The organism is Geothrix sp. (genome assembly GCF_049292215.1).
In the GTDB taxonomy this organism is placed as follows: Bacteria; Acidobacteriota; Holophagae; order Holophagales; family Holophagaceae; genus Geothrix.
The window spans coordinates 1-23960 of record NZ_JBATQW010000048.1; the positions used below are offsets into that span (position 1 = coordinate 1).

General features: G+C 65.2%; 21 protein-coding genes and 1 pseudogene. 12 read left to right on the forward strand and 10 right to left on the reverse strand.

The window, feature by feature from the left end; genetic code table 11:
* The 10 genes from WAS25_RS08275 to WAS25_RS08320 all read right to left on the reverse strand — a co-directional run.
* Positions 1 to 209, reverse strand: a 209-nt coding sequence (locus WAS25_RS08275; RefSeq protein ID WP_422311050.1) for an S-adenosylmethionine:tRNA ribosyltransferase-isomerase, incomplete at its 3' end; no start/stop codon positions are given.
* 10 nt (positions 210 to 219) lie between these two features.
* Positions 220 to 2028: an ABC transporter ATP-binding protein gene (locus WAS25_RS08280; RefSeq protein WP_422311051.1), complete on the reverse strand. Its 1809-nt coding sequence runs from the start codon at positions 2026 to 2028 to the stop codon at positions 220 to 222.
* Positions 2029 to 2076: 48 nt separating this feature from the next.
* Positions 2077 to 2886, reverse strand: coding sequence for a tetratricopeptide repeat protein (locus WAS25_RS08285; RefSeq protein ID WP_422311052.1), 810 nt, complete (start codon positions 2884 to 2886; stop codon positions 2077 to 2079).
* Positions 2883 to 3584 (reverse strand): hypothetical protein, encoded by a 702-nt coding sequence (locus WAS25_RS08290; RefSeq protein ID WP_422311053.1) that lies wholly within the window; start codon positions 3582 to 3584, stop codon positions 2883 to 2885. The genes WAS25_RS08285 and WAS25_RS08290 overlap by 4 nt, the downstream gene beginning before the upstream one ends.
* Positions 3581 to 4171: an RNA polymerase sigma factor gene (locus WAS25_RS08295; protein WP_422311054.1), complete on the reverse strand. Its 591-nt coding sequence runs from the start codon at positions 4169 to 4171 to the stop codon at positions 3581 to 3583. The genes WAS25_RS08290 and WAS25_RS08295 overlap by 4 nt, the downstream gene beginning before the upstream one ends.
* Entirely contained in the window at positions 4168 to 5178 is a 1011-nt protein-coding gene (locus tag WAS25_RS08300) for a hypothetical protein (RefSeq protein ID WP_422311055.1), read from the reverse strand. Before WAS25_RS08300 ends, WAS25_RS08295 begins: the two co-directional genes overlap by 4 nt.
* 63 nt (positions 5179 to 5241) lie before the next feature.
* Positions 5242 to 7026, reverse strand: a complete 1785-nt coding sequence (locus WAS25_RS08305) for a hypothetical protein (protein ID WP_422311056.1) — start codon at positions 7024 to 7026, stop codon at positions 5242 to 5244.
* Between the two features lie 13 nt (positions 7027 to 7039).
* The gene (locus tag WAS25_RS08310; RefSeq protein WP_422311057.1) at positions 7040 to 7756 is read right to left on the reverse strand and encodes a HisA/HisF-related TIM barrel protein; all 717 of its coding nucleotides are present in this window, start codon (positions 7754 to 7756) and stop codon (positions 7040 to 7042) included.
* A gap of 44 nt (positions 7757 to 7800) precedes the next feature.
* Positions 7801 to 8508: a ribonuclease III family protein gene (locus tag WAS25_RS08315; RefSeq protein WP_422311058.1), complete on the reverse strand. Its 708-nt coding sequence runs from the start codon at positions 8506 to 8508 to the stop codon at positions 7801 to 7803.
* A 2-nt stretch (positions 8509 to 8510) separates the two neighbouring features.
* Entirely contained in the window at positions 8511 to 10172 is a 1662-nt protein-coding gene (locus tag WAS25_RS08320; RefSeq protein WP_422311059.1) for a protein kinase domain-containing protein, read from the reverse strand.
* 158 nt (positions 10173 to 10330) lie between these two features.
* Here WAS25_RS08320 and WAS25_RS08325 point away from each other — a divergent pair, with 158 nt between their 5' ends.
* The 12 genes and pseudogenes from WAS25_RS08325 to WAS25_RS08380 all read left to right on the forward strand — a co-directional run.
* The gene (locus WAS25_RS08325) at positions 10331 to 11698 is read left to right on the forward strand and encodes a tetratricopeptide repeat protein (protein WP_422311060.1); all 1368 of its coding nucleotides are present in this window, start codon (positions 10331 to 10333) and stop codon (positions 11696 to 11698) included.
* 179 nt (positions 11699 to 11877) lie between these two features.
* Positions 11878 to 12612: pseudogene (locus WAS25_RS08330) on the forward strand (tetratricopeptide repeat protein); the annotation flags it as partial.
* Between the two features lie 126 nt (positions 12613 to 12738).
* A complete protein-coding gene (locus tag WAS25_RS08335) occupies positions 12739 to 14064 on the forward strand; it encodes a hypothetical protein (RefSeq protein WP_422311070.1) in 1326 nt (441 codons plus the stop codon).
* Positions 14057 to 15907, forward strand: coding sequence for a tetratricopeptide repeat protein (locus tag WAS25_RS08340; protein WP_422311061.1), 1851 nt, complete (start codon positions 14057 to 14059; stop codon positions 15905 to 15907). The genes WAS25_RS08335 and WAS25_RS08340 overlap by 8 nt, the downstream gene beginning before the upstream one ends.
* Positions 15904 to 17793 (forward strand): tetratricopeptide repeat protein, encoded by a 1890-nt coding sequence (locus WAS25_RS08345; RefSeq protein ID WP_422311062.1) that lies wholly within the window; start codon positions 15904 to 15906, stop codon positions 17791 to 17793. Before WAS25_RS08340 ends, WAS25_RS08345 begins: the two co-directional genes overlap by 4 nt.
* Positions 17790 to 18563 carry a glucose-1-phosphate cytidylyltransferase gene (rfbF, locus tag WAS25_RS08350; RefSeq protein WP_422311063.1) on the forward strand — a complete coding sequence of 258 codons (774 nt, stop codon included), beginning with the start codon at positions 17790 to 17792 and terminating at the stop codon, positions 18561 to 18563. The genes WAS25_RS08345 and rfbF overlap by 4 nt, the downstream gene beginning before the upstream one ends.
* Positions 18560 to 19636 (forward strand): CDP-glucose 4,6-dehydratase, encoded by a 1077-nt coding sequence (gene rfbG / locus WAS25_RS08355; RefSeq protein ID WP_422311064.1) that lies wholly within the window; start codon positions 18560 to 18562, stop codon positions 19634 to 19636. Before rfbF ends, rfbG begins: the two co-directional genes overlap by 4 nt.
* On the forward strand, positions 19633 to 20199 hold the full coding sequence (locus WAS25_RS08360; protein ID WP_422311065.1) for a dTDP-4-dehydrorhamnose 3,5-epimerase family protein: 567 nt from the start codon (positions 19633 to 19635) through the stop codon (positions 20197 to 20199). The genes rfbG and WAS25_RS08360 overlap by 4 nt, the downstream gene beginning before the upstream one ends.
* Entirely contained in the window at positions 20196 to 21434 is a 1239-nt protein-coding gene (locus WAS25_RS08365; protein ID WP_422311066.1) for a methyltransferase domain-containing protein, read from the forward strand. Before WAS25_RS08360 ends, WAS25_RS08365 begins: the two co-directional genes overlap by 4 nt.
* Positions 21431 to 22318 (forward strand): NAD-dependent epimerase/dehydratase family protein, encoded by an 888-nt coding sequence (locus tag WAS25_RS08370; protein ID WP_422311067.1) that lies wholly within the window; start codon positions 21431 to 21433, stop codon positions 22316 to 22318. The genes WAS25_RS08365 and WAS25_RS08370 overlap by 4 nt, the downstream gene beginning before the upstream one ends.
* 73 nt (positions 22319 to 22391) lie before the next feature.
* Positions 22392 to 23159: a cephalosporin hydroxylase family protein gene (locus WAS25_RS08375; protein WP_422311068.1), complete on the forward strand. Its 768-nt coding sequence runs from the start codon at positions 22392 to 22394 to the stop codon at positions 23157 to 23159.
* Positions 23160 to 23359: 200 nt separating this feature from the next.
* Positions 23360 to 23960: flagellin (locus WAS25_RS08380; protein WP_422311069.1), on the forward strand; the 601-nt coding region annotated here is incomplete at its 3' end.

Genomic DNA, 23960 nt, shown 5'->3' on the forward strand with positions numbered 1-23960 from the left:
AGGAAGAGGCGCGCGTGGCGGACCCGCACATCGTTCGGCACGCAGAGGCTTCCGGCGGGCAGCAGCTCCGGCAGGTCGCGGATGGCGCGGTGGGACCAGGTCCCCGTTCGCGCATCCACCACCAGCAGGCGGGCGCCGTCGCGCTCGGGCGCCGGGTGCTGGGCGATGAGTTCCAGCGGCAGGTCGAAGTGGAAGTCGGAGCGCTTCATCGGGTCGGCGTCAGGCCTCGGCGAACTGCAGCTTGTGGAGACGGGCGTATTCCCCGCCCAGGGCCAGCAACTCGTCGTGGCTGCCCACTTCCACGATGCGGCCCTGCTTCATGGCGCAGATGCGGGTGGCGCGCTGGATGGTGCTGAGGCGGTGGGCGATCACGAGGGTCGTACGGTTCTGCATGAGGGTCTCGAGGGCCGCCTGCACGGCGCGCTCGCTCTCGGTGTCCAGGGCGCTGGTGGCCTCGTCCAGGATGAGGATGGGCGGATCCTGCAACAGGGCCCGGGCGATGGCCAGGCGCTGGCGCTGGCCGCCGCTGAGACTGGAGCCGGTCTCGGCCAGCGGGGTGTCGTAACCCCTGGGCAGGCCCAGGATGAAGTCGTGGGCATGGGCCTTCCGCGCGGCCTCGATGACGGCTTCCCGGCTGGCCTGCATGCCATAGGCGATGTTGTCGTGCACCGTGTCCATGAAGAGCAGCGTCTCCTGGGTGACGATGCCGATGGTCTTGCGGAGCTCCCGCGGGTCGAAGTGGCGGAGGTCGATGCCATCCAGCGTGATCCGCCCGGCGGTGGGGTCGAAGAAGCGGGGCACCAGGTTCACCAGGGTCGTCTTGCCGCCGCCGCTGCCGCCCACCAGGGCCACGGTCTCGCCCGCCCTCACTTCCAGGTCGACTCCGCGGAGCACCTGGTGCTTGCCGTCGTAGGTGAAGCCCACGCCCTCGAAGCGCAGCAGGTTGGGCCGTGCGGGCACGGGCTCGGGGTTCGGATGGAGCGGCAGTTCCGGCTGGCGGTCGAGCATGCTGTAGACACGATCGAGGCTGGCGGAGGCCACCTGGATCTCGTTGTTGAGCTTGGTCAGGCGGCGCAGGGGGTCGTAGAGGGCGTAGATGGCCAGGATGTAGGTGAGGAAGTTCTCCGAGGTCAGCGTCCCGTTCTTGAAGCGGCCCGAGGCGTAGGCCGCGAGACTCGCCAGCAGGAGCCCGCCCACCAGCTCCATGATCGGCGTGGAGAGCGCCGAAGCCCGGGCGCTCTTCATGCCCAGGCGGTAGAGCTCCTGGTTCTGGAGCTGGAAGCGCTGGACCTCGTAGGCCTCGCGAGAGAAGGCCTGGACCACGCGGATGTTGCTGAACACTTCCTTGAGGCGCTGGAGCAGGTGGCTGGAGGCCTCCTGGTTCCGGTGGTTCACCTTGCGGATGCGCTGGCTCAGCTTCTTCACCGGGAAGACGACGAGGGGCCCGGCCAGGAAGAGTGTGAGGCTCAGCTTCCAGTCCATGTAGAGGACCGTGGCCAACATGGTGAGGGCCACGCAGACCTCGCGGACCATCTCGGCCAGCTGGTTGCTGGCGATGCCCTGGACCGCGCCCACGTCGTTGATGCTGCGGGTGAGCAGCTCGCCCACGGGGTGCTTCTGGAAGAAGGCCGGTTCCTGCAGCAGGAAGTGGGCGAAGAGCCGCTCCCGAAGGGCCTGGGTGGCACGGATGCCGCTGCGCACCATCAGGAGGGTGCCGGTGTAGGTGAACAGGCCCTTCAGGGCGAAGAGCGAGACCAGCACGAGGGGCACCAGAAGCCCGCCGCTGCGCAGGAGGGAGGCCTCGGGCAGGTGCGCCAGCACCCAGGCCCGCAGGTGCTCGAGCTGGCCGAAGAGCCCGGGCTGGGCAGCCTGGAGCGCGTGGACCTTGCCATCATCGAAGACGAACTTGATGGAGGCGATGAGCGCCCCCTGGCAGAGCCCCGCCAGGAGCAGGAAGAGCGAGCCCCCGGCGATGAGGGGCGCGTGGGGACGCAGGTGGTCCTTGAAGAAGCGCAGCAGTTGCGACATGGTCAGGCACCAGCTTAGCCGCTCCGCTCGGATCCACAGACACGGCGGTTACTCGACGGTCACCGTCACGTTGCTCTTGGTATCGTCCAGACTGAAGAGCTCGGTGCCCTTGGGGGCGTTGAGCGCCTGGTCCATGAGCCGTTCCATGTCCACGCCCTTCGTCTTGGCCTGGCGCAGCTGTTCGTCCGACAGGTAGCCGCCTACGGCCCGGGCCAAGCCCAGCGCCAGCCGCACAGTGAGGACTTCGGCCTTGCCGCGCTCCTTCACCCGGATCACGAGGAAGCGGCCCTGGGTCGGACCCGCGGACTGGGGCTGGATGCCCATGGACTGGAGGGCCAGGCGGCAGGCTTCCGAGGACACGTCCACCCGGAGGCCCGCCTGGAGCACAGGCACGGCCCGGGCATCCCGGCGTTTGGCGAGCTGGAGGGCCGCGGCGAGGCGGACTTCCTCCCGCTCATCCGACAGGGCTTGGGCCAATCCCGCCGCGGCCGCAGGGCTGTCCCACTGGCGGATGCCCCAGCAGCGAACGCGGTTGAGCCTAGCTTCCTTGCCCAGGAGCCGCTGGTCGGGGTGCTTGGCCAGGAACTCGGTGTAGGCCTCGGCGGCCTCATCCCAGCGCTGGTCCTGCTCGAGGCTGGAGGCCAGCCAGTAGCGGGCGTCCGCAGCGCGGGAGGAGTTGGGGAACTCCCGGAGCAGGTTCCGGTAGGCCTGGGAGGCCTCGTACCACCGCTGGGCGTAGCGGAGGTCGCGGCCCTGGCGGAAGAAGCTGTCCACGGGCTGTTCGCCGAGGAGGGCCGCGGGCCCGGGAGCCACTGGCACCACCAGCGCGGGCACTGCCATCAGAAGGCCGAGCCTCATGCGCCTTCTCCGCGCAGGCGCCGTTCCATCCGCTCCGACTCGGTCTCAAGGTTGTGGGCCGCAGCCCACTGCCGAAGCTCCCTGGCCCGTTCCACGGTGAGGCAGTTCTCCTCGAAGGCGACCTCGGAGAGCCAGGAGTGCAGGCTCGCCCGGATGACTTCGGCTTCCTTGAGGGGTGCGCCCTGGGCGGCGAGCTGGTGACTGGCCTCGAGCAGGGCCATGGCCATCTCGCGTTCCTGCCGACGGTCCTCTTCACCCTTCTTGCAGAGGGCGGGGTTCTGTTCGAAATCCTGGAGCAGGGTGGTGCTCTGCCGGAAGAAGGCGATCCAGGCGCGATCCTGGGTCCGCTTCTGGGCCAGCTGCTCCAGGCGGGCCGTGTCCTGGGCCTGGGCCTTGAGGCTCTGGGTCCGCTGAAGGATGGTGAAGGTGGGGACCAGGGCCACCAGCAGGATGGCGGCGGCGGCCAGGGACCAGGATGTGGTCCAGCGGGTCCGAGGTGCGGGGGCCAAGCCCTCGGCCAGGGAGGGGCCGTGGCTCCCGAGGGCCAGGTGCAGCTCCAGCAAGGTGGCCAGCTCGGCCTGCGCGGCGGGGTCCTCGGGCCAGAGTTCAGGCTGCTCGAGCAGCTCGAAGAGCCGTGCCTCGTCGAGCCCGGGCTGGGTGCTCGGGGAATCAAGGCGCTGGGGGTCGAAGGAGGTCATGGCTGGGGTCCAAGGGTTTTGCGGAGCTTCTGGAGGCTTTGGAAGAGGGTGGCTTTCACGGTTCCTTCGGCGCAGCCCAGGTCCTGGGCGATCCGTTTCACCGGATGTTCGTGGACGTAGTAGGCCAGAACCATGGCCCGCTGGCGGGGGGTCAGGCCCTCCAGGGCCCCTTTCAGGGCTTGGATTCGCCGGCTTTGGTCTACGGACTCCCAGGGGGAAGGTTGGTGGGGGTCCGGCGCGTCAAAGGTCTCGGGAGGGGGTACCTCCCGCCCTCTTCTACGCAGATGGTCGGTCGCCGCATTAGCCGCCAGCGTAAAAAGCCAGGCGGCCACCGGCCGACCCTCCTCAAACCGCTGGCAATGCTGCAGGCACTTGAGGAAAACCTCCTGGGCCAGCTCCTGGACGACCCCAGCCTCCCCCTGGAGGCGACGGTGCAGGAAGGCGAAAAGGGGGCGCTCGAACCGGGCCATGAGGTGGGCGAGGGCCTCCTCCTTGCCGGCCTTCAGCTGGGCCATCCAGTATTCGGGGGACGGCTCGTCCGGCGATTGGAACCCGCCATCTGCAGTGAGGGCGACGGCCGGACTCATGCCTTGCGGTCCCCGCCGGGCAGCTTGAAGGAGAAGCCGGGCTGGCCGAGTTTCTCCATCACCAGCTTGAGCTGGTCCTGGGTCAGGGTGCAGCGCAGCCCCACCCGCCGCTTCTCCTGCATCAGCTCCGGGGCTGAGCCAGGAGCGGCCTGGATGGCATTGGCGGCCGCGACCAGACGCTGGAGCCAGGGCGTGACCTGGTTGATGCCCTCAGGTGTGCCCGCCAGCGCCAGCTCGAACCGGACGGGCTGGTCCTTCTCTTCCAAGGGGGTGATGCTCCAGAACAGGGCGGTCACGCCTTTCGGCAAGTCCTTGATGATGCTGGCGTCCAGGGCCTTTCGCAGGCCGCCCAGGAGGGCTTCCGGCTGAAGATAGCCTTGGAAGGGGGCCCGGGGGCTGATCCATTCCGCGGCGAGCGCCGCATCGGGCTGGGAGCCCAGGCTCGCCACCGAGGCTAGCCTGTTGAGGGCCTCCAGGGAGCCGATCCAGATCTGGCCCTTTTCATCGCTGGCAGCGCGGACGTGGGCCTTCGTCCCTCCCGCCTCGATGTCGAGGATCACATGGAGGGGCCAGTCGCGCCCCTGGATGCGGAGCGTGCCCTCCTGGGGGAAGGATTCGGCCAGGGCGCCGATTAGGGCGGAGGGGTCCTTGAACTGGTTGAGCTGGATGAGGACGTGCTCGAGCCCCTTCTGCAGGGTGTCCTCACCCTTGCCCGGCATGCCGACGACGTGGAAGGTCAGCCGGCCGGTCTCGGTGCGAGGGTTGATGTGGGCCTTCTGGAGGAAGAGGTCGAGGGCCCGCTCCACCATGGGATCCCGGGCGATGAGGGACTGGATCTCCTTGTGGGTGAGCACCCAGGCGGCTTCCCCGGAGAAGGCGGCGAGGCTGTCCCCCGGCGCGACCTGGACCCAGGCAGGCACTCGGGCCTTGGAGCGGCAGGAGGTGGCGAAGGGGAGGCATGCCAAGGCCACCGCGGCGGGAATCAGGATGGCGGCGGGGCGTCGCATGGTGGCTCCTGGATGGACTACGCAGCTGTCTGGTCCGCGTTTACGCTGGGTGGGACGACCGCCTCAGCCCAGGCTCCGGAGGACCGCCGGCAGGTGCGGGCTGCGGAGAAGCTGGTGCTGCTCGGCCTCGGACAGCAGCCCCCAGATGCGCATGGAGGCCTCCCGGGGGGTCTTCGGGTTGAGCAGCAGCTCGGACATGATGGCCGCGTGGGCCATGAGGACCGGGTGGGCGGCGATCTGCTCGAGCACGGCCCGGGGTGTCAGCTTGTTGCGGGCCAGCCGCAGGAGGATGCCTGGATCCAGCTGCCGGTCGGCCACCATCCGGCGGAGGGTCTCCTCGTCCTGGAGCACCTCCTGGGGGAGATGGCGCATGAGCTCCCCACCAGAGGTGCGGAGGGCCGTGATGCGGTCGGGGATGTCCATGGCCTGGTAGAGCCCCCGGAGGTGCTCGAGGGCGCGCCGCTTGAGCTCCAAGTGCAGGACCCTCGGATCGCGCAGGATCTCGATGGCCGGCTTCATCCCCTGGAGCCGGGTGAACAGGTGCAGGGCGGAGGCCTCGGACAGGTGGGGGTGATGCACCAGGGCTTCCGCCACCATCGGGTCCTCGGACCAGCTTGAGTGCGCGGCGATGACCTCCACCCGTCCATGGTCCAAGGCGGCGATTGAGGAGGCCAGCAGCCGGGGGGTGAGCGCGGGGTTTTCCAGGGCTAGGCGGAAGACCTGGGGGTCCGGGTCCTTCAGGATCTGACGAAGCTGCTCCTCCTGCGTGGCCTGGGTGGCGAGGAACACCCGTTCCTCCAGGGTCGCCCAGCGACCCTCTTCGCCCCGCTCGGGGAGTGCCGAAGCCAGCCCCGAGCGCTCCCGGACCAGGCGGTCGTAGAAGTACTTAACGACCCGGAGCAGGTGGGGCGACTGCCGCTTGGTCCAGAAGGTGATGAACTGGTATTCGCTCTCGTCCAGCTGGGTGAAGAGGCTGACGATGCGCCGCAGCGAGGTGCGATCGGGGGCGCCGTGCGCCAGGGCCGCCACGAGGTGCCGCGACAATCCGACCCGCTTGGAGAGGTCAGAGGGACATCCCGGGGAACCCTGGAGGCTGTCCCGTACGGGCTCCCGGAAGTACCACCGGGCCTCTGCGTAGACCTCCTCGAAGAAGGAGGGCACCCCGCACAGGGCGAGGGCCTGGCAGACCAGCTCTTCGGTCACGAGGGGGTTCTGCAGGGCCGTCTGGCGCAACTCCTGGTCGGGGTCCACCAGGAAGGAGAGGAGCTCCTCGGGTTGGGCGGTCTGGAGGGCCCGGGCCAGCCTTCCGACCCGGTCGAGGTTCTGGGTTGGTGGCTGCGTCGGGGCGGCCTCCGGGAGGGTGGTGAGGGCCTCCCAGTCGGGATGTTCCGTCGGGAGAGGCGGCAGCTCCTGGGTGGTGCCGGTGGCAGTGACGGTCTTGGCCAGCTGCTTGGCCAGGAGCTTGGCCACGGGCTTCAGCCCGGGGTTCAGCTGCGAGTAGAGGGCCTTCACGGACTCGGAGCGGTCCTGCTTCTCCGAGGCGGGGGCCTTGTCCATCTCCCGCATCTGGTCGAACAGGGAGACCACCATCTCCAGATCACGGCGGATGGACTCGGGAGTGGCCTCGTTCTCCGCCAGCCCCAGCAGGATGGGCCAGTGCGCGAGCCAGTGGGGCGTCCTGGCCATGAGGGCGAGGAGGCGGGGCGAGGCGAGGGAGCGGGCCAGTCCCTCGAGCATGTGGACCTGGCCCTCGGAGGGCAGCTGGGGCCGCACCATCGCCAGGTGGCGGAAATGGAGACGCTCGGGTTCCGAGAGGGTTTCCAGGAACGCGGACTCCCCTGATATCACGGTCCCTCCCGGATCAGGCGCAGGTGGCCTGGAGGAAGGCGAGGAGGCCGGGGTCCTGCTGGAACAGCAGGGCGTCCACGAGGGCGCCCTTGAGCCCGTGGTGGGCGTACACGGCTTCCAGGTGACGCGAGGTGGTCAGGCTTCCGCCCATGACCAGGGGCAGCCCGGTCGCGGTGGCGAGGTCGTTGGCAGTCTGGAAGTCCGGGTCTGTCCCGGCGGCCTCGGGGATGTCCACGAAGAGCAGGCGCCGGAAGCCATAGGCCTTGGCGCGCTGGGCGAGTTCCAGGGCGGTCAGGGTGGTGGTGTCGACCCAGCCGGACCGGTGTACCTGGCCGCCCCGGGCATCGATAGCGGCGGTGAGGTAGGACTGGAACCGGGCCATCAGCTGCTCTGAGACCATTGGGGACTTGTGGAGGATGGTGCCGACCACCAGCCAGTTCGCCCCCAGGTCGATGAAGAACTGGGCCTGGTCGGAGCTGCGGACGCCGCCGGCGACCTGCACACAGACCTTCCGCTCCAGGGCGTGGCAGCGCTGGAGGATCTGGCCGATGAGCTCGCGGTTGTTCCCCCGGCCCATGGCTGCGTCCACGTCCACCAGGGCCAGCCGGGTCGCACCCTCCTCGATGAGCCGTTCCGCGACCTCCAGGGGCGACTGGGGGCAGACGCCTTCCAGCCCCGCGGTCGAGACCACAGCGCCGTGCTGGAGGTTCAAGGTGGGGTAGATCTTCAAGCACGCACTCCGGACGAGAGGCAGAAGGGAGTGTAACGCAAGGGTCACGAATGCGTGTGAGTTCCAAGCCGGGTCAGCAACTGGCGGGCGGCATCGCCCTCGGCACCCTTCCGGGTGGGACCTTCGGCCTCTGCGGACAGCGCGCCCACCGAGACCCGCATGGTGAACCGGGGGGCGTGGCCCGGGCCGGCTAGGCCCACCTGCTCATACACCGGGGCGGGCAGTCCGAGCCGGGCGGCGGTCTCCTGGAGGTGGGTCTTGGGATCGGTGTGGGTCCAGCTTCCGGGCTCGGCCTGGCGGATGCCATCCAGGAAGCGGGCCTCCACCAGGGTCCGCACGGGCAGGGTGCCATCCTCGCCACGGGCCAGGGCATCCAGGTAGACCGCCGCGAGCAGGGCTTCGAGGGCATCGGCCAGGGGCTTGGGGCCCATGGGCGGGGCCTTGCGGGGGTGGGCGGCCTGGAGGGCGGCGTCCAGGCCGAGGTCGAGGGCCCAGGCGTGCAGGGAGTCCGTGCGCACCAGGACGCCCCGCAGCTTGCTCATAGCGCCCTCCTGCCAGTCCGGGCGCTCGCGGTGGAGCAGGAAGGCGATGGTGAAGTTCAGGAGGGCATCACCCAGGAATTCCAGGCGCTGGTTGTCGCGGCGGAATCCGGCCGACGCATGGGTGAGCGCCTCGCCCAGCAGGCCCTCGTTCTGGAATCGATAGCCCAGCCGGGCCTGCAGCTCGCCCAGGTCATGCTTGCGCCGCACCACGGTCAGTTCGCCAGCTCGGGGGGCAACTGCTGGTTCAACTGAGCTCGCTGGACGGCCAATTTGAGCTGGAGATTTTGGTTGATCATCTGGCCAAGCAGCCCGGCCCTTCGGCCATCCCGCAACTCCTGGACGAACTCAGCCTGCCGTCCCTGCCGATAGAGCACCAGCGCAAGCCAGGCGCGGGCCTTGACGTTTCCGGGGTCGGCCTTGAGGGCCTGGCGGAAGCCTAGAATTGCCTTGTCGGGCTGGCTGTCGATGAGGCGGATGGCATCTCCCATCACGTCGTAGCTCAGGCTCTTCCGCTCGTGTACCTCCTGTTGCTGGAGGTTCTCGGTCTTGTAGAGGTCTGGCTGGTCGATCGCCTTGGGCTCCGCGGCTTTTGGCGCCACGGGTCGCGCCGGTTCAGGTCTGGCCTGGGCGGGGGTGTCCAGTCGAGGGGAGGGCGCTGGCACGGCGGGTTTCTGAGTGTCGTGTGGCTCGGGCGGGCGCTGAGTCAGGGAGGCCCCCTGAGTTGGAGAAGGCGCCGCGGCGGTGGTTTTCGCGTCCGCAGGAAGGCTGGGTCCAGGCTCTGGCTTGGACTCGGCCGAGGCCACCGCTGGCAGGGCGCCGCGGTCCCTCAGAGCCCACCAGGCGGCTCCTGCCGCGGCGATCAATGCCAGGGCGGCGATGCCAACCCACAACCCCTTGCCCCCGCTGGTGGGCCGGGGAGCCTGACGCGGAGCTGCGCTGATCACGGGCGGCGGGCTGGGGACCTGCAGGGTGGTCTCGGCGGGGACAGCCCGGGCCGGAGCCGTGGGGGCCGAGGCCTGCATCAGGGTGGTGGCCTCGTCGATCTGGCCCAGCCAGGAGGGATCCTTGGCCGCCCGGAGGGCCTTGGCCAGGTCTTCGGCAGTCTGGTAGCGCTCTTCGGGGTTCTTGCAGAGCGCACGGTCCAGCACGGTGCGGATGGCGGGGCTGATGCCCTGGAGCTTTTCGGTGTCAATGGGATCCGGCGGCTCGTTCACGATCTTGTAGAGCACCGTGGGTGTGGTGTCGCCTGCGAAGGGCTTCCGACCGCTGAGGCTCTCGTACAGCATCACGCCCACGGCGAAGAGGTCGCTGCGGGGGTCGGGCTTGCCGAAGCGGATGTATTCGGGGGCCATGTAGCTGACCGTGCCCATGACCATGCCCGTGGCGGTCATGTCCGAGTTGCTGATCTTGGCCACGCCGAAGTCCATGACCTTGGCGTGGAGGCGCCGCCCGTCTCGCTGGACGCGGACGTTGGTGGGCTTGATGTCCCGGTGGACGATCTGCTGCCGGTGGGCGAACCCGAGCCCGTCACAGACCTGCCCCAGGATCTCGAGCGACTCGGAGCGGGAGAGGGAATGGTCCAGGAGGAGCTCCTCCAGGTCGTGCCCCTTCACATACTCCATGGCGATGTAGAGGACGCCCTGATCCTCGCCGAATTCATAGATGGTCACCAGGTTCGGGTGGTTCAGGACACCGGCAGCGCGGGCTTCGCGGGCGAAGCGCTCCTTGGCCTCGCCACCTTGGGCCGCGGCGGGAAGGATGGTCTTGATGGCCACTTCCCGGCCGATGGAGGGGTCCACCCCGAGGTAGACCTCACCCATGGCGCCATTTCCGAGGATGCGCTTGATCTCGAATTTTCCAAGCTTCTCGAACATGGGGGAACCCTTCCGGGCGTGTGGGTGGACGGAAGAATAGGATAGGTCCAGACGGGGCCAGGGCCAAGGGACTTGGGATATTTCGGCATCAAAGTCGTGCTTTCGGGGCTGGCATCCTGGCCTGGACCATGCAAACTAGAACCCACCCCGGAGCCTTAGTGCCCGAAGTCCGCATCCGCCATTTCCTGCCGGCCCTCATGGGATCCCTCCACCAGCAGAGGGCCGAGGGCGAGCTCGTCCTGGAACAGAATGATGGAACCCGGCGGCTCTACTGGGCTGACGGCGACCTGAAGTATCTCCGCAGCGACGCCGTCGGCGAGCAGTTCGGCAACTTCCTCATCCGCCGTGGCGTGCTGGACATGGCCTCGCTCAAGGAGCTGCTCTCCGACGGCGAGGGATCGCGCGTGGGCGACCGCGTCGTGCAGTGGGGCCTGATGACCGTGGAGGAGCGCGACGAGCGCCTGCACGAGCTACTGGGCTCGGTGCTGCTGCATGCCATGGAGCACCAGATCCTGAAGATGACCTGGATCCCCGGGGGCCTCGACGAGAACCTCAGCGGGGATCTGCAGTTCCGCCTGGATCACCGCTGGCTGGTCTGGGACACGTTCCAGAGCGCCAAGATCGACCGGGAGCTGGTCGAGATGTTCCGCAGCGAACCTGACTGGCGCTGGCGGGCCCTGCCGAACCTGCTGGAGGCCCTCAGCAGCCTGCCCCTGACGCCGACGCTCGCCTACGCGCTCTCTCTCCTGGGCACCGAGCCCCTGGGCTGCGAGACCATTGGTTCTCTGACGGGGCTCCCCCAAGAGCAGGCCGCCAAGCTGGTCGCCACCCTCTGGGCCCTGGGGGGACTGGATCTGGTGCGCGGCGACCTGCCCCTCCTGCCAAAGGAGGAGCCCCCTCCTCCGGCGCCTGAACCCGTGATCGAGCTTGAGGCGGAGCCGGAGCCGGAGCCGGAGCCGATTCTCCTGATCCAGGATGATCTGGTGCCGCCACCCGCCCACTTCCTGTCGGACTCGCTGGAGCTGGACCTGCCGGAACCGACTCCGGCGAGGCTGCCGCCCATTCCAATGGAAGAGGCGGAGCCTTCCGCCACAGAGCGGGCCCGGCGCCTGCTCGTCAAGGCCAAGTCCTACATGATGCAGGACCGGACCAGCGAGGCCATCCGCTCCTTGGAGCAGGCCATCAAGCTAGATGGGGATTCCCCGGGTGCCTTCGAGTCCTGGATGTTGCTCGGACGGCTTCGGCTGAGCAACCCGGCCTGGTCCACCCGCGCCATCGAGGCCCTGCAGGTGGCCTCCCGGCTCAATCCCCGCGCCGCCGAGCCCTGGGCCCTCATGGGCGAGCTCTACCACCGTAAGGGCTTCCGGGCGAACGCCCAGGGGTGTTTCCGCCGGGCCCTGGAACTGGACCCTTCCGTGGCCGTTCCCGCCGGCTGGTCCCTGGAGGATCCCGCCTTCCCCTCCAAGGAGGCCCAGGCCGGCCTCATGGGCAAGCTGAGGGGGATGTTCGGGCGGGAGAAGGGCTGAGGCTGCCAGGCTGTTGGGCCTGAATGGTATTTGACCATCTGCAAGCCCATAAATTCTCCCGTTATTTGATGAGTCCATGGCGCGAGGTCGGGCGGCATGAGTGGCCGAAGGTAGAAATCTCCTTGTGAGATATGGCCCGGGCTTTGCTGACCCGGAAGAGAATGCCTGTGGCACCCTGAATGGGCAATCAGCAAAGGAGATATTTTCTGAGTGAAAGGGAAGCTCCGCATGAGCGACTGAACCAGCTCGCGACCCTCCTGCAGGCGGGACGGCACGAGGAGGCGGAGGTCCAGGCCCTCGCTCTGGTGAGCGAGCACCCCCTCCTCAGTGGCGCATGGCTGGCGCTTGGGGTTTCTATGGAATCTCAGGGCAAACCTTCGCTTGCGGCCCTGAACCGGGCTGTCCGCCTGGACCCTGAGGACGCGACGGCGCTCTGCAACCTGGGTGTCGCCGAGCAGCGACAGGGGCAAACCGGCAGGGCCGTCGAGAGGTACCAGAAGGCAATTGAAATTGACCCAAATCTCGCCGAAGCCCACTACAACCTTGGCCTGGGGCTCCGAGCTCTTGGGTTCGGACAGGAGGCATGCGATGCCTTTCGCAGGGCTACCCAGGTTCAGTCAGATTATTTTGATGCATATTTTCAATTGGGATTGATGCAACAGGACCTTGGCCATATCCAGGCGGCGATTGGCACCTATAAGCTTGCTCTTCATTTAAATAGCACCAATCACATGATCTATTACAACCTGGGGCTGGGACTGCAATCCCTGGGGCGCCCTGAAGAGGCGGTGGAGCAATACCGGAAGGCCCTTGACCTGGAGCCGAACTTTCCAGATGCCCTCAACAATATGGCCCTTGCCCTCCGGGAAGTGGGCCAGACCGAACCGGCGATCGAGTGCTGCCGGCGGGCCCTCGAGATCGATTCAGTTCATTATCATGCGAATTTACAGCTCAATTTGATCTACATGGACCTAAAGCGACTTGTCGAATCTGAACAATTGTGTAGAAAGGCTTTGCAGGCAAAACCCGATTTTGCAGAAATGCGGCAGAACCTAGCCCGGGCCCTGGCCTATATGTCCGATTTCGACGATGTCGTGCGGGAAAGCGACCGGGCCCTCCGAGACAAGCCGGACCAGGCCGTGATCTGGGAACAGCGCCTGTACTGCCTGTCCTATCACCCCGACCTGAGCGCTGAGGAGATCTTCCAGGAGTTCGTGCGCTGGGGAAGCCGGTTTCCGGATCCCCTGACCGACTTCAGCGCCCATGACCGCAACCCGCACCGCCGCCTGCGCATTGGATACGTGTCTCCGGATTTCCGGTCCCACAGCTCCCGCTTCTACTTCTGGCCCCTATTCTGCAACCACGACAAGGGGGCCTTCGAGCTGTTCGCCTACTCCAACGTCGAGAAGGAGGTGGCCTGGACCCGGCTCTTCCGGGGCCAGTTCGAGCACTGGCGCGACATCCGCGGGGTTGGCGACGAGGCTGTGGCGGAGCTGGTAAGGCAAGACGGCATCGACATCCTCGTGGACCTCTGCGGGCACATGCAGGACGAACGCCTGGGCGTATTCGCTCTCAAGCCTGCGCCCATCCAGGCGACCTGGCTGGGGTCCGCCTGGACCACAGGACTGAAGGCCATCGACTACGCCCTGTTCGATCCCTTCGTAGCCCCTGAGGGCACCCTGACCCGCGAGACCGTCCATCGGCTGCCCCACTCCTTCATGGTGTTCCAGCCGCCCCTGGAAACTGCGGATATCGTTCCACCGCCCTGCCTGGAGAACGGCCACATCACCTTCGGCTACACCGGGCGCTCAGAGCGCCTGAACCACCGGACCTTCAGGGTCTGGGGGGAGATCCTCAAGCGGCTCCCCGAGGCCAGGCTGATCCTCGACTACGCCTCCTTCGCCGAGCCGAAGACCCAGAACCGCTTCCGAGACTTCCTGGCGAGGCACGGCGTGGACACCGACCGGGTGACCATGCGCCGGAGTCCCAAGGTGTTTCCGGCCCTCAACGACATCGACATCCTCCTGGACAGCTTCCCGCACGGGGGAGGCACCATGCTCATGGACGCGCTTTGGATGGGCGTGCCCTTCGTGACCCTCGCCAGTCGTCCGCCGGTGGGTCGCCTGGGACTGGGCATGCTGATGAACCTGGGATTGCCCGAGTGGGTGGCGCACACGGAAGAGGAATACATCGAGAAGGCCTGTGCCTTCGCAGGTGATGGCCTGCTGCTGAAGGACCTTCGCCTCGGGATGAGAGAACGGATGGGGAACTCTCCGTTGATGGACGGGCCCGGTTTCGCCCGGGCCGTCGAGGATGCCTACCGCTCCATGTTCGGCTGCTGGTCGAGGGGAGGGTCCGTTGACTAGTCACACGGCGCTTGTCGACCAGTTGAATCACCTCATCGCCCTGTTCAACGAGGGCAGGGCTCCGGAAGTAGAGGACGAGGCCCGGGCTCTCTTGGGCGCTTTTCCGCTTTCCGGAGAGGCTTGGCTGATCCTGGGCACTTCACTGCAGGCCCAGGCGAAGCCGGCGCTCGCCGCACTGAAACGGGCGGTTAGCCTCTTGCCAGAGGATGCTGGCGCCCACTGCAACCTGGGCGTGGCCCTCGAGCATGCCGCACGCTTGCCAGAGGCCGAGGCGTCCTACCGGAAGGCCCTCTCAATCAATGAGCGCCTTATCGACGCCCACTGCTTTCTCGGCCATACCCTGAGGAAGCAGGCCCGCGCCGATGAAGCCATCCAGAGCTACCGTGCGGCCCTGGAGATCGACCCCACACACTACCAGGCCAATCATGGGTTGAAATCAGCCCTGACTCGAGTCGGACGTCTGGTGGAGGCTGAGGACTTGTGCCGCAGCGCCCTGCATGCCAATCCGGATTTTGATGAGATGAGGCAGATACTCTGCAACACCCTCTGCTACTTGTCGAAGTACGACGATGTGGTGAGGGAGAGTAACCAGGCACTCGAGAGGCACCCTGGTCATCCGGTGATCTGGGAACAGCGGCTGTACTGCTTCTCCTACCACCCGGACCTCAGTGCCGAAGAGATCTTCCGGGAGTTCGTCAGTTGGGGGAACCAGCATCCCGTGCCCCAGGTCGACTTCAGCGCCCATGACCGAAATCCGGATCGCCGTCTGCGTATCGGCTATGTCTCCCCTGATTTCAGGAAGCACACCTCGCGGTTCTACTTCTGGCCGCTGTTCCTGAACCACGACCGGAGCACGGTGGAGCTTTTCGCCTACTCCAATGTCCAACACGAAGTGGCCTGGACCAAGCTCTTCAGGGAGCAGTTCGAGCACTGGCGCGACATCAGGGGCCTGGATGACGAAGCTGCCGCAAGGATGATCAAGGAGGACCGGATCGACATCCTGGTGGATCTCTGCGGCCACATGGAAGGTGAGCGACTCGGCGTGTTCGCCCTGAAGCCAGCGCCCATCCAGGCCACCTGGCTGGGGTCAGCCTGGACAACGGGATTGAAGGCCATCGACTACGCCCTTTTTGATCCCCATGTGGCTCCGGAAGGTACCCTCACCAGCGAAACCATTTACCGACTCCCACAGTCCTTCATGGTCTTCCAACCGCCGGTGGAGACCGCAGACATCGTTCCCCCGCCCTGCTTGAACAACGGGTTCGTCACCTTCGGGTACACAGGCCGCACCGAGCGTCTCAACCACCGAACCTTCCTGGTGTGGGGCGAGATCTTAAGACGCCTTCCAGAGGCGAGACTGATCCTGGATTTCGGGCCCTTCTCCGACCCCAGGACCCAGGCCCACTATCGGGGTCTCCTTTCTGGCCTTGGCTTGGACACTGATCGGATGATCATGCGCAAGAGCCCCAAGATCTTCCAGGGCCTAAACGACATCGACATCCTCCTGGATAGTTTCCCCCACGGAGGCGGCACGATGCTCATGGATGCGCTCTGGATGGGCGTGCCCTTCGTGAGTCTGGCCAGCCGCCCCCCCGTGGGAAGATTGGGACTGGGCATGCTGATGAACCTTGGATTGCCCGAGTGGGTGGCCACCACTGAAGCAGAGTATGTCGAGAAGGCTTGCATGTTTGCCGGTGATCACGAGCTCCTTAGTGCCTTGCGCCTGGGCATGCGGGAGCGCATGAGGAACTCTCCATTGATGGACGGACCTGGCTTCGCTCGTGCCTTTGAATCAGCCTACCGGTTCATGTTTGGCGCCTGGCTGAAAGAGAGTTCCTCATGAATCACCAGCTTGGGCCCAATGAGCAGTCGACTGGCCTTAGAACTCTTTTTAATGAGGGTAGGTTTGAAGAGGTAGAACTCAAGGCTCGCGCCCTGCTGCACTCCAACCCACTTTCCGGCGAGGCGTGGCTGATTCTTGGGGTCGCACAGCTATCACAGGACAGGCAGGCGCTTCCAGCACTCAAGCGGGCCGTGAGCCTCCTGCCCGGCCTTGCTGAGGCCCATTGCAACCTGGGGGTTGCTCTTGAACGACTTGGAAAGTTGCATGAGGCCGAAGCTAGTTACCGTAAGGCTCTGGTTCTCGATCCACGATCAGCACATGCCCATTGTTCGCTCGGTAACGCCTTGCAAAACTTGGATCGTATCCAAGAGGCCATAGACAGCTATTCCGCAGCCTTGGCCATTGATCCAATTCATGTCAAAGCCAACCATTGTTTGCGGACGCTGTATTCGAATGTTGGAAAACTCGTTGAGGCGGAACAGCTTTGCCGCAATACACTACAAATCCGACCCGACTTTGATGAAGTTCGACACTGTTTGGCAGTGACACTAGCCTACCTGTCTCAATTCGATACAGTCGTCGAGGAAAGCGACCGAGCGATGGCGCGACATCCGGACCATCCGGTGATGTGGGAGCAGCGCCTCTACTGCTTCTCCTACCACCCAGACTTGAGCGCAGAGGACATCTACAAGGAATTTGTGCGTTGGGGCAAGCGATTTCCAAACCCGAGTGTCGACTTCAACGGACATGATCGAAATCAGGATCGCCGACTCCGTGTTGGTTACGTGTCTCCCGATTTCCGGGCACATAGTTCCCGGTTCTACTTCTGGCCTCTGTTTTCGAGTCACAACCGGCAAGATTTCGAATGGTTCGCCTACTCAAATGTCCAGCGTGAGGTTCCCTGGACTCAACAGTTCCGAAGCCAATTCAAAAATTGGCGAGATATTCGAAATATGAATGATGAAGAAGTTTCGGAACTGATTCAGGCTGACCGGATCGATATTCTCGTAGATCTTTGCGGCCACATGGAAGGCGAGAGACTTGGGGTGTTCGCCTTGAAGCCGGCTCCCATTCAGGCCACATGGCTTGGGTCGGCCTGGACCACCGGTCTAAAGACGATTGACTATGCGTTGTTCGACCACTTTGTCGCACCTGAAGGTACCCTGTCCAGTGAGTCAATCATTCGACTTCCCCATTCCTTCATGGTCTTCGAGCCTCCAGCAGATACTGCCGGAATTCAGCCACCCCCCTGTCTGAAGGTTCGTCACCCCACCTTCGGCTACTCCGGACGGACTGAACGGCTCAACCACCGAACCTTCCGGGTATGGGGAGAGATCTTGGAGCGCCTTCCCGAGGCGAGGTTGGTACTTGATTACCCATCCTTTGGAGATCCCGGCACTCAACTTTTTTTTAGGTCCTTCATGGCTAGCCATGGCGTGGATACGGATCGTGTCATCATGCGAAGAAGCTCCAATATCTTTCATGGACTCAATGACATCGACATCCTCCTGGACAGCTTCCCTCACGGCGGCGGCACCATGCTCATGGATGCGCTCTGGATGGGCGTGCCCTTCGTGACCCTCGCCAGCCGTCCGCCGGTGGGTCGCCTGGGGCTGGGCATGCTGATGAACCTCGGCTTGCCCGAGTGGGTGGCCTACACGGAAGAGGAGTACATCGAGAAGGCCTGTGCGTTCGCTGGCGACCCCGAAAGGCTCAATGAGCTGCGTCTGGGCATGCGGGAGCGCATGAGAAACTCTCCCCTGATGGATGGGCCTGGCTTTGCACGGGCTATTGAATCAGCCTACCGGCTGATGTTTGATCGTTGGGCGAGGGGGCTACCCTCCTCTGGAAATCCAGATGGCCACCCCTGTGGAGGTGTCTCATGAAGGTCGTCATTCTCGCGGGAGGGCTGGGCACCCGGTTGAGCGAAGAGACCCAGGTGAAGCCCAAGCCCATGGTCGAGATCGGCGGCCGGCCCATCCTCTGGCACATCATGAAGATGTATTCCCGCTACGGGCTCAACGACTTCATCATCTGCCTGGGCTTCAAGGGCTACATGATCAAGGAGTACTTCTCGAACTACTTCCTCCACATGAGTGATGTCACCTTTGACGTCGAGAACAACCGGATGGAGGTGCACGAGAAGCACGCTGAACCCTGGCGCGTCACCCTCGTGGATACCGGGGCCGACACCCTCACCGGCGGCCGCCTGAAGCGTGTGGCCTCCTACGTGGAGAAAGAGGAGATCTTCTGCCTCACCTACGGAGATGGCGTGGCGGATGTGGACATCGGTGGGCTCATCGAGTTTCATCGACGTCACGGGAAGACCGCCACGGTCACGGCCGTGCAACCCCCCGGCCGCTATGGATCGTTGGCCCTGCAGGGGGCATCCGTCGAAGGTTTCATCGAGAAGCCGCTGGGGGACGGGGGCTGGATCAACGGCGGGTTCTTCGCGCTCTCGCCGAAGTGCCTCGCTTACCTTAAGGACGATGCCACCACCTGGGAGAGCGACTCCTTGGTGCAGCTGGCTTCCACTGGGGAGCTGATGGCCTTCAAGCACCACGGGTTCTGGCAGCCCATGGACACGCTCCGGGACAAGAACCAGCTGGAGGCGCTCTGGCAGCAGGGCATGGCTCCGTGGAAGACCTGGGCATGAACCCCTCCTTCTGGCGGCAGCGCCGAGTCTTCCTGACGGGCCATACGGGCTTCAAGGGAGGCTGGCTGGCCCTGTGGTTGGAGTCGCTGGGGGCCAAGGTCTTCGGGTTTGCCTTGCCGCCTCCCACTCAGCCCAACCTGTTTGAGGCCGCCCGGGTTGGTGATCAGCTCAGTCACAGCACCCTCGAAGATCTGGCTGATCAGGCCTCACTGACCGCCTCGCTGCAGGCCGCCGATCCCGAGATTGTCTTCCACCTGGCGGCGCAGGCCCTGGTGCGACAGTCCTACGCCTTCCCTGTGGAGACCTTCGCCACCAACGTGCTGGGCACGGTCCACCTGCTGGAGGCCGCCCGCCGGTGCCCAGGCATCAGGGCCCTGGTCAACATCACCACGGACAAGTGCTACGAAAACCAGGAGTGGCCACGGGGGTACCGGGAGAGCGATCCCCTCGGAGGCTCGGATCCCTATGCCAGCAGCAAAGCCTGCTCGGAGCTCGTCACCACGGCCTACCGCCGCTCCTTCCTGGAGACATCCGGGATGGGCGTGGCCACCGCGAGGGCTGGCAATGTCATCGGGGGCGGCGACTGGGCGGCGGATCGCCTGGTCCCCGATGCCTTCCGGGCCATGGATGCCGGGAAACCATTGCTCATCCGCGCACCCCGGGCGATCCGCCCCTGGCAGCATGTGCTGGAGCCCCTCTCCGGCTACCTGGCACTGGCTGAGCGGCTGTACGAGGAGGGACCGGCCTTCGCGGGTCCCTGGAACTTCGGCCCTACTGACCAGGGAGCATGGTCGGTGGCGGACCTGCTGGGACGCCTCGCGGAGCTGGAGCCGTCCTTCCGGTGGGAGCACGACGCCTCGCCTCAGCTCCATGAGACCGCGGTATTGAAGCTCGACAGCACCCACGCCGGGCTCAAGCTTGGCTGGCAGCCCCGCTGGGACGTCGAGACCGCCTTGGCCCGGTCGCTCGCCTGGCACCAGGCCTGGCGGCAGGGACGCGACATGGCCGAGTGCACCCTGGAGCAGATCCGGGAATATTCCAGGACCCCCTCCTTGAGGACATCTGCGCCATGAGCGAGGCCCGCTTTGAGTTCCAGGACGGAGACCTGCCGGGCCTCAAGCTCGTCCGGCGCAAGCCCCTCGAAGACGCCCGTGGATCCCTTGTCCGCCTGTTCTGTGCCGATGCCTTCCGCGCCTTCGGCTTCGCCCCGGCCATCGCCCAGATCAACCAGACACTCACCCGGCGGAGGGGCACGGTGCGGGGACTCCACTTCCAGCGACCGCCACACGCTGAGATCAAGCTGGTGAGCTGTCTCAGGGGGAGCATCTTCGACGTGGCCGTGGACCTCCGGGAGGGTTCGCCCACCTTTCTCCAGTGGCAGGGGGTCGTGCTGTCCGAAGCCAACCAGACCGGCCTCCTGATTCCCGCTGGGTTCGCCCATGGCTTGCAGGCCCTGGAAGCGGACTGCGAGCTGCTGTACCTGCACTCCGAGCCCCACCACCCTGAAGCGGAGGGTGGCCTCCACCCTCGGGATCCTGCCCTGGCCATTGCCTGGCCCCTGGAGATCACGGACCTCTCGGACCGGGACCGTTCCCACCCGATGCTGTCCCTTCCCCCCAAGGAACGCTCGCGATGAAATGCCGTCATTGCCATGCCGAGCTCGCACTCTCCCTCATGGACCTGGGTTCGGCCCCGCACTCCAATGCCTACCTGACCGAGCAGGGCCTGCATGCACCCGAATTGTGGTTTCCACTGAGGGTGCTGGTCTGCCGCGCCTGCTGGCTGGTGCAGACCGAGGACGTGGTCGCGGCGGATGCCCTTTTCAACGAGGATTACGCCTACTTCAGCTCCTACAGCGAGACCTGGCTCCGGCATGCGGAAGCCTACGTGGCGAGCATGGTGGGTCGCCTGGGCCTCGACAGTAACTCGCTGGTGGTGGAGCTCGCGGCCAATGACGGCTACCTGCTCCAGTACGTTCAGGTCAGGGGGATCCCCTGCCTGGGCATCGAGCCTACGGCGGGCACCGCCCGGGTGGCCCGGCAGAAGGGCCTGGAGATCATCGAGGCCTTTTTTGGAACAGGTCTCGGAACCGAGCTGGCCGCCTCGGGGCGGCAGGCGGACCTGGTCACGGCGAACAACGTGCTGGCCCACGTCCCTGACATCAACGACTTCCTGTCCGGCATCGCCAGACTCCTCAAACCCGAGGGCACGGCCACCTTCGAGTTTCCCCACCTCCTCAACCTGGTGACCGAGACCCAGTTCGACACCATCTACCACGAGCACTTCTCCTACCTGTCCATGACCGCACTCGACGGTATCCTGGGAAGGAACCAGCTGAGGGCCTTCGACCTCGAGACCCTGAGCACCCATGGCGGCAGTCTCCGCGTGTTCGTGCAGAGGGCGGACGCTCCTCCGAAGATTCCGAGTCCGTCCCTGGTCGGTTGCCTCGAGGCGGAAGCCGTGGCGGGCATCCGGTCCGACGCCTTCTACGGGAGCTTCCAGTCCCGGGCGGACGACATCAAGAACCGCTTCCTGGAGTTCCTGCTGCAGGCCAAGCGCGACGGCAAGACGGTGGTGGGCTATGGTGCCGCGGCCAAGGGCAACACCCTCCTGAACCATGCCGGCGTCGGACCCGATCTCCTCTCCCACGTCATCGACCGCAACCCGGCCAAGCAGGGCAAGTACCTCCCGGGCAGCCGCATTCCCATCCGCGAGGAGGCCCTGCTCAAGCAGCTCCGGCCCGACTTCGTCCTCATCCTCCCGTGGAACCTGCGGGAGGAGGTGGTGGAGCAGCTGGCCTACATCCGCGAATGGGGAGGCCGCTTCGTCACGGTTGTGCCCGTCCTCCGGATCAGCGAGGCGCGCGCATGAAGGTCCTTATCACGGGCGGAACCGGATTCCTGGGGCGATATGTCCTGGAAGCTCTGCGTTCCCGTGGCATCGAGAGCGTATTGGCTGGTCGCCATCGCCCCGACGGCTGTCCCCCGGCTGGGTTCATCGAGACCGACCTGCTGGTCGAGCCTGATTTCGGGACCGTGTACCGGTCGTCTGGAGCAACACACTTAATGCACCTGGCCTGGTATGTCGAGCATGGCAAATACTGGACCTCTGATCTCAATCCCCGTTGGGCCGAGGCCACGGTGCGACTGGTGGAATCCTGCTGCCGGTCGAGCTGCCAGGGCCTGGTTTTGGCGGGGACCTGCGCCGAGTACGACTGGTCGGACGGTATCAGCAGGGAGGACATTACGCCACTCCGTCCAGCCACCCTGTATGGCGTGAGCAAAGACGCTGCCCGAAGGCAGGTAATGGCCCTATCTGCCCAGCACCAGATTCCCTGTGCCTGGGGACGGGTGTTTCTTCCCTACGGCACAGGTGAGAACGGCCAGCGCCTCATCCCCTCCCTCATCGAGGTCTGCAGGGGGCGCCGAGCGCCCTTCGCAGTGGACGCAGCTGCCCGTCGCGACTTCCTCCACGCTTGCGATGTGGCGGAGGGTTTCGTAGCGATGCTGGCGGATCAGGCCAGTGGTGAGTTCAATGTCTGCTCAGGGCAGGCCACCGAGATCGGAGATCTCGTCCGGGAACTGGCCCGGATCATGGATGCCGATCCGCAGGCCATGCTCGATCTGTCAGCCGGGCGCCCCGGAGATCCGCCTCTGCTGGTGGGGGACAACCGGAAACTCCGGGCCCTGGGTTGGCAGCCGCGACTTTCTCTCCCCCAGGGCTTGGAAAGAATAGTTGGGGAGGCAGTCCCATGAGTGTGACTGGGAGCCCAGACCTCCAAACGGCGCAACGCCGGTGTGACCACTACCTGAGTGAAGGGAGCGATTCATGAGACTGACCCTGGATACCGATCGCAAGACCCTGGTCCTGGAGGAGGGAGGCACGTCGAAGAAGCTGGCTCTCTACTCCAAGGAGGCCTTCGAGGCATTGTCCAGGCAGTGGGTCCGCGTGGGCTGGGACCAGAAGTATCCCTACACCTTCAGCTGGATGGGCCGCCCGATCATCCAGCTGCCCGAGGACATGATCCGCATGCAGGAGGCGATCTTCCAGGTGCAGCCGGACGTGATCATCGAGACCGGCGTGGCGCACGGCGGCTCCCTGGTCTTCTACAGCAGCCTCTGCCGGGCCATGGGGAAAGGACGTGTCATCGGCATCGACATCGAGATCCGGCCCCACAACCGCAAGGCCATTGAGGCGCACCCGCTGAATGACCGCATCACCCTGCTCGAAGGCAGCTCGACGGATCCGGGGATCGTGGCGCAGGTAAAGGCGCTCGTGAAGCCCGATGAGAGCGTCCTGGTCATCCTCGATTCAAACCACACCTACGCGCATGTCCATGCCGAGCTGGAAACCTACGCGGAGCTCGTGACCGTGGGCTCCTACCTCGTCGCCACCGATGGGATCATGGGCGACTTGGCTGATGTGCCACGCGGCCTGCCTGGATGGACCACGGACAACCCGACCTGCGCCGCCAGGGACTTTGCCTCGAAGCGCCCTGAGTTCGTGATCGAACAACCGGCCTGGCCCTTCAACGAGAGCGACCTGGACCAGAACATCACCCACTGGCCGGGGGCCTGGCTGAGACGCAATTTATAGAATGTAAACTTGGAAAATAAATCCTTCTATAACATATAGCATACTGGTTAAAAAACGGCTAAAAATATTTAGAATCAATTCTATCGATAAAAAATGTATTCCAGTTTTGCGCCGGACCGTCCGAAGAGGCTTCAGTTGGGGGATTCCCCCGGCGCAACCCGGCAGCACGGATGCTGCCTCCTAACATCATGGAGGATGTTATGGTTACAATCCTGAGTAACGTGAACGCCCTGGCCGCGAGCCGCCAGCTCGGCGTCACCAAGATCGATCTGAACAAGACGATCACCCGCCTCACCACCGGCCGACGCGTCAACACCGCCTCGGACGACGCCGCCAGCTTGGACGCCGGCAACACCGCGATGGCCTCCTCCCGGTCCGCCGCGGCCTCCGTCTACAAGAGCCAGGCAGCCTACTTCGTCGCCCTCAAAGACGATGGCGCCAACCAGCAGCTGACCGAGCTGGCCTACAAGATGGCCGAACTGGAAGGCGGCGGCAACAGCGGCCTCCAGGAATATAGTGACCTCAAGGGCACCGCTGGCATGGGCAGTGACTCGACCGCCTCGCTGGCCTCGATCGCCGCTAGCCAGAAGACCAACGCCGCCGCCATGTCCAAGGCGCTCAGCGACGCCCAGCTCTCGGGAATCAATGCTGAGACGCAGCTCGGCATCGCGGACTCCTACCTGGGTGCCGACATGGGCGCCGAGATGGCGAACCTCACCAAGTACCAGATCATGATGCAGGCTGGCACCAGCGCTTTGAGCAATGCCAACCAGTCCGCGCAGACGATCCTGGGCCTCTTCC

Coding starts and splice junctions, on each gene's coding strand:
- WAS25_RS08320 (WP_422311059.1), bottom strand. CDS start 10,172: ATGTTCGAGAAGCTTGGAAAATTCGAGATCAAGCGCATCCTCGGAAAT.
- WAS25_RS08295 (WP_422311054.1), bottom strand. CDS start 4,171: ATGAGTCCGGCCGTCGCCCTCACTGCAGATGGCGGGTTCCAATCGCCG.
- WAS25_RS08285 (WP_422311052.1), bottom strand. CDS start 2,886: ATGAGGCTCGGCCTTCTGATGGCAGTGCCCGCGCTGGTGGTGCCAGTG.
- WAS25_RS08345 (WP_422311062.1), top strand. CDS start 15,904: ATGAATCACCAGCTTGGGCCCAATGAGCAGTCGACTGGCCTTAGAACT.
- WAS25_RS08365 (WP_422311066.1), top strand. CDS start 20,196: ATGAAATGCCGTCATTGCCATGCCGAGCTCGCACTCTCCCTCATGGAC.
- WAS25_RS08280 (WP_422311051.1), bottom strand. CDS start 2,028: ATGTCGCAACTGCTGCGCTTCTTCAAGGACCACCTGCGTCCCCACGCG.
- rfbF (WP_422311063.1), top strand. CDS start 17,790: ATGAAGGTCGTCATTCTCGCGGGAGGGCTGGGCACCCGGTTGAGCGAA.
- WAS25_RS08335 (WP_422311070.1), top strand. CDS start 12,739: ATGCGGCAGAACCTAGCCCGGGCCCTGGCCTATATGTCCGATTTCGAC.
- rfbG (WP_422311064.1), top strand. CDS start 18,560: ATGAACCCCTCCTTCTGGCGGCAGCGCCGAGTCTTCCTGACGGGCCAT.
- WAS25_RS08370 (WP_422311067.1), top strand. CDS start 21,431: ATGAAGGTCCTTATCACGGGCGGAACCGGATTCCTGGGGCGATATGTC.
- WAS25_RS08360 (WP_422311065.1), top strand. CDS start 19,633: ATGAGCGAGGCCCGCTTTGAGTTCCAGGACGGAGACCTGCCGGGCCTC.
- WAS25_RS08300 (WP_422311055.1), bottom strand. CDS start 5,178: ATGCGACGCCCCGCCGCCATCCTGATTCCCGCCGCGGTGGCCTTGGCA.
- WAS25_RS08375 (WP_422311068.1), top strand. CDS start 22,392: ATGAGACTGACCCTGGATACCGATCGCAAGACCCTGGTCCTGGAGGAG.
- WAS25_RS08290 (WP_422311053.1), bottom strand. CDS start 3,584: ATGACCTCCTTCGACCCCCAGCGCCTTGATTCCCCGAGCACCCAGCCC.